This is a genomic window from Saccharopolyspora sp. NPDC000995 (genome assembly GCF_053599315.1).
The window spans coordinates 1-5220 of record NZ_JBSFLZ010000224.1; the positions used below are offsets into that span (position 1 = coordinate 1).

General features: G+C 69.0%; 4 protein-coding genes. All 4 read left to right on the top strand.

Annotated elements, in window-relative coordinates; genetic code table 11:
- Positions 1-196: 196 nt before the first annotated feature.
- The 4 genes from ACWDKQ_RS35000 to ACWDKQ_RS35015 all read left to right on the top strand — a co-directional run bounded on the left by ACWDKQ_RS35000 (position 197) and on the right by ACWDKQ_RS35015 (position 4755).
- Positions 197-1099: an oxidoreductase gene (locus tag ACWDKQ_RS35000; protein ID WP_450143046.1), complete on the top strand. Its 903-nt coding sequence runs from the start codon at positions 197-199 to the stop codon at positions 1097-1099.
- 160 nt (positions 1100-1259) lie between these two features.
- A complete protein-coding gene (locus tag ACWDKQ_RS35005; protein WP_450143047.1) occupies positions 1260-2066 on the top strand; it encodes an SAM-dependent methyltransferase in 807 nt (268 codons plus the stop codon).
- A gap of 91 nt (positions 2067-2157) precedes the next feature.
- Positions 2158-4317, top strand: coding sequence for a putative bifunctional diguanylate cyclase/phosphodiesterase (locus ACWDKQ_RS35010; protein WP_450143048.1), 2160 nt, complete (start codon positions 2158-2160; stop codon positions 4315-4317).
- Between the two features lie 258 nt (positions 4318-4575).
- Positions 4576-4755: a hypothetical protein gene (locus ACWDKQ_RS35015; protein WP_450143049.1), complete on the top strand. Its 180-nt coding sequence runs from the start codon at positions 4576-4578 to the stop codon at positions 4753-4755.
- Positions 4756-5220: the final 465 nt, after the last annotated feature.

The window sequence follows — 5220 nt, forward strand, 5'->3', positions numbered from 1 at the left end:
GAGACCTCGCCGTTAGGCGGTCCGTGAAGCAGGAACCTCAACCGGCGTTAGCGCTGGTTGGAATCCCCCGGCTTTAGCCGTGGGGAGGACGTCAACGTGGGCCCACCTCGCCTGGCGGGCGGCGGCGCCGCTTTGAAGACGAGGATGTGAGGAAGGGCTTGTTGCTGTCGGGGCGGTTTTCTAGCAGCATCGCGGCGTGACGAGTGCTTCGACCGCCCTTGGTGGCGAGTTTCAGCTGGGCGCGGACCTGACGGTGAACCGGATCGGTTTCGGCGCGATGCAGTTGGCCGGCCCCGGCGTTTACGGTCCGCCCGCCGACCGCGAGCGGGCGATCCGGGTGCTGCGGCGCGCCGTGGAACTGGGCATCGACCACATCGACACCAGCGACTTCTACGGCCCGTGGGTGGTCAACGAGTTGATCGCGGAGGCGCTGCGGCCCTACGGCGAAGACCTCGTGCTGGCCACCAAGATCGGGGCCTACCGCGACCACCAGGCGGCGTGGCTGCCACTGAACCACCCGGACGCGCTGCGCGCGCAGGTGCACGACAACTTGCGCCGCCTGCGGCTCGACGCGCTGGACCTGGTCTACTTGCGGCACGTCGCCGACACTGGCATCCCACCGGCCGACCAGCTCGGTGCGCTCGCGCAACTCCGGGAGCAGGGCCTGGTGCGCAACATCGGATTGTCCAATGTGTCCGTCGAGCAGTACGCCGAGGCGCGGCAGCACACCGAGATCGCGGCCGTGCAGAACCTCTACAACGTGGTGAACCGCACGTCGGCTGAACTGCTCCGCGCGACCGCGGACGACGGTGCGGCTTTCGTCCCGTTCTTCCCGTTGGGCTCCGGATTCGCGGACAGCCGCGCCCGTGAGGATGGCGTGCTGCGCGCGGTGGCCGAGCGGCGCGGCGCGACCCAGGCGCAGGTGTCGCTGGCCTGGCTGCTGCAGCGCTCGCCAAACATCCTGCTGATCCCGGGCACGTCGTCGCCGGAGCACCTCGAGGAGAACACCGCGGCCGCCGGGGTGGCGCTCACCGCCGAGGACATCGCCGAACTGAACGCCCTGGTCGCCGAGGGAGAAACCCTCGAAGAAGCCCACTGACGCGGTTCACCGAATCCCTCTCGCCGCCGGAACGCCCCAAGTGTGACGAAAAGCCGTCTCGATCGATACGGATGGGCGCGGCCGGGTTACGTCTCACGACCGGTCTAGTGTCACCCAGTAGTCTTGCCGACACGCAACGGAGTGAGGCGCGAGGTGAACCTTGACCGGGCAGGCGACATGGGTACCCCAGGACGTCGATAAGGAGGTCCCGAGCGCGGCGCGGCTCTACGACTACCTGTTGGGTGGCGCGCACAACTCCGCCGCCGACCGCACGCTAGCCGAGAAGTTCCTGACCGCGCTGCCCAGCGCCCGCGACGTCGCCCGGCTCAACAGGGCATTCCTGCGCCGCTGCGTGATTTTCCTGGCGCAGCGGGGAGTTCGGCAGTTCCTCGACGTAGCCTCGGGCATCCCGACCGTGGGCAACGTGCACGAGATCGCTGCGGACGCCGACCCGCACGCGCGGGTGATGTACGTGGACTGCGAGTCGGTCGCCGTCGCGCACAGCCAGCTGCTGGAAGGCGACGGCAACGCCACCATCATCCAGGCCGACCTGGTGGAGCCGGACACGATCCTGGAGCACCAGGAGACCCGGTGGCTGCTCGACTTCGACGAGCCGATCGGCTTGATCATGGCCGGGGTCTTCCACTTCGTCCCGTGCGACCTAGACGCGCCGGCGATCATCGCCCGCTACCGGGACGCGCTGGCGCCCGGCAGCTACCTGGCGCTTTCGCACTTCACCGCCAACATCAGCCCGGACGAGATGGCCGGCGTGATCGAAGTCATGCGGCGCAGCGCCGACCCGATCCACACCCGGACGCACACCGAAATCACCGAGCTGTTCACCGGTTTCGACCTGGTCGACCCCGAGGTTGTCGGCACCGCGCTGTGGCGGCCGGACCGGCCCGAGCAGGCCGCTGACGAGCCCGGCGGTTCGCAGATCTACGCGGGAGTGGGACGCAAGCGATGACACGTCACGGGGGTCGTGGCGCTGTATCTCGACGATGCTAGGAAGGTGTGCACCGGGGCGGTCTGCCGGCGAACGTTGACGGACGGGTGAGATGAGCGAGGGAACTCCGGACGCCCCGCAGGGGATGCCGGATGTGCTGGTCCCGCAGCGGTATGACGCCGACTGGCGGGTCGCGGTCGCACGCCGCTGGGCGGCGCGGCTTCGCACTGCGTCCTACATCCCGCTCGCCCGCGAGGTCGTCGAGCAGACGCTGCTGGAACTTCTCGACCGCGCCACCGGGGCGCTCGACGATCCGTCGACAGTGGAGGAGGTGGGTCGTGCCATCGGCAGCCGGCTGGTGGAGATCCACGCCACCGGCGAGGACAGCCTGTCGCTGAGCCTCAACCTGCTCCGCGACGAGCTGGTCCGGCCCGGCCTCGACGAGGTGCGCCGTATCCTCGCGCTGGTCACCGCTATCGCGGCCGGTTACGCCGCCGCCGACCGGGAGAACACGTTCGTCCAGCAGGAGACGCTGAAGAAGGCGCTGCTGCGCTCGAAGCTGAAGGCCGACCGCGAACTCGCGGCCAGCGAGGCGAGATTCGGCGAGGTGTTCACCACGACCCCGATCGGGGTTGCGATCTGCGACCTCGAGGGGAGGTTCGCCTTGGTCAACCCGGCGTTCGAGGCCACCATGGGCTACCAGCCGCAGGACCTGGCGTCGATGACGATCCACGACCTGTTCCACTCCGAGGACGCGGAGTACTTGGCGGCCGCCTACCACGAGCTGGCCGATGGTGGCAGTTCGAAGCGGCTCGGCGAGCGCAAGCGGCTGCTGCGCGCCAACGGTGAGCAGGCGTGGGCCTACCTGGCCGTATCGGTGCTGCAGGGCACGGACGGGGCGCCCCGGCACTTCGTGACCATGGTCGAGGACATCACCGAGCTGCACCTGCTGCAGGACCGTCTCCAGTACCAGGCCCTGCACGACGCGCTGACCGGGCTGCCGAACCGGCAGTTCTTCCGCACCCGGCTGGAGGCGATGCTGGCGAACCTGCCCGACCACGCCCAGCTGGCGCTCTACCACCTGGGCTTGGACGGCTTCGAGCTGATCAACGACGGCCTCGGTTACGAGGTAGGCGACCAGGTGATCAAGGCGGTGGCCCGGCGGCTGGAACAGCTGTTCGAGGACGAGGTAGCGATCGTCGCACGCTTCGGCGGCACCGAGTTCGCGATCCTGCTCTGGGAGCAGGAGAAGACCCCACCGGTGCCCACCTTGGTCCAGCAGATAAACGAGCTGCTCGCCCAACCGGTCCACGTCGACGACCACGGAATCGCGGCATCGGCCGGGATCGGCGTGGTGCAGCGGGCGTTGGCCGACGCCGACGCGTCGAACATGCTGTGGGCCGCCGACGTCGCGCTGCGCCGCGCGGAGGCCGCCGGCAAGCGGCAGTGGGCGCTGTTCGACCCGGATAAGGCGCCGGAGGAGCGGATCGAGTCGAAGCTGGCCGCGGTGATGCCGGGCGGCCTGGAAATGGGCGAGTTCGACGTCGTCTACCGGCCGCTGGTGCACATGGACACCGGCGAGCTGGTCGGGCTGGAGGCCGAACTCCGTTGGGAGACCAGCGAATACGGCACCCTCGAGCACGGCGAGTGCCTGCGCCTGGCCGAACGCTCCGGGGTAACGCTCCCGCTGCGGGACTGGATGTTGGAAACCGCGTGGCAGCAGCTGTGCGAATGGCACGCGGACGGGCACCGGGTGCAGCTGAAGCTGGCGCTGAGCCCGAACCAGGGCCGGGACCCGGACCTGGCGGCGGTGATCCACCAGGTGCTGGACGCGTGCGAGGTCGACGCGACCTGGCTGCGGCTTTGCATGCCGCTGGCCGCCATCCGCGGTGACAACGAGGAAGCCCGTGACAACGTCCGCTACCTCAACAGCCGCGGCATCAAGACCGCGCTGCACAGCTTCCACGGCTCCCCGGACGAACTGCGCCTGCTGCGGGAGCTGCCGATCGACGCGGTGCGCCTGGCGGACGAACTGGTCGACCTCGTGCACGCGGCGGACTCCGCGGATCTCCCGGAAGTGCAGGCGATCCACGGCCTGGTCCCGCTGGTCAACGCCTGCGGAGCGCGCCTGTGGGTCCGCGGCGTAGACACCGAGGAGCAGGCCCGGATCTGGCGCGGCATGAACTGCGAAGTCGGCGCGGGAGCGCTGTTCGGAGACCCGCTGCTGTCCTTCGACGTCCCCGACTTCCTCCGCAGCGCCCAGCCTCTCTAGCGCCACGGCCGACCAACAGGCACCCCAGGGTCCCCTGAGCCTCACTGGCGAGCTGGCGGGGTTAGTCCGTGACCACGAATTCGGCGCCGTCACGGAGGTGGCCCAGCGCCACCTCGGTGACGGCGCCGACCGTAACCGTCATGCCCTCGCCGGTGCGCAGCCAGCCCTCACGCACGCGACAGGACGGCCATTCGACTCGGGCGCGACCCCAGGACGATCCGCTGCCACGGCGACGAAGTCCTCATCCGGGTCACTCGCGTGGCCCGCTACGCCAGCATCGGCGAGATGTTCGACTACGAGGTGCTGGCATGGGGCAACCCGACCGCGACCCGCGAAGAGCAGCTGGCGAACATTCGCCAGACCTACCTGCCAGAACGCGAAGCCCTCGGCGTCGTCGCCCTCGGCATTGAACTCGTCGACCCACCCCGCCAGCACTGAGCCGAACCCGGAACGATGGAAGAGTCCCGCGCAACCTTGACCAGGGTTGCGCGGGGCACCTCCGTTGTGGGGCGGACGGCCCCCGACGGCCGCCCGTCCCGCCCCCGTAAACCTGGCGAGACCCCCGACGTCTCCCCAGGTGCATGTGTTCTGTTATCGCAGTTCAGCAAGCGCTGGCGTTAACACTCCGCGTTGCTGCGCAGTCACGCAAGGAAGAGGCCGTTAAGAAAGCGCTAGGAACGCGCCGAAAAGAAATCGCCCCCGCACCCGACTGGCGAACCGGCCGGATGTGGGGCGGTTTGCTTGGCCCCGGCTCTGGTAGCGGTGGCCCGGGCTGCGGGGAAGCTATTGCGCGGCCTAACGTGCGTCATTGACGTCCTCCCCACGGCTAAAGCCGGGGGATTCCAACCAGCGCTAACGCCGGTTGAGGTTCCTGCTTCACGGACCGCCTAACGGCGAGGTCTC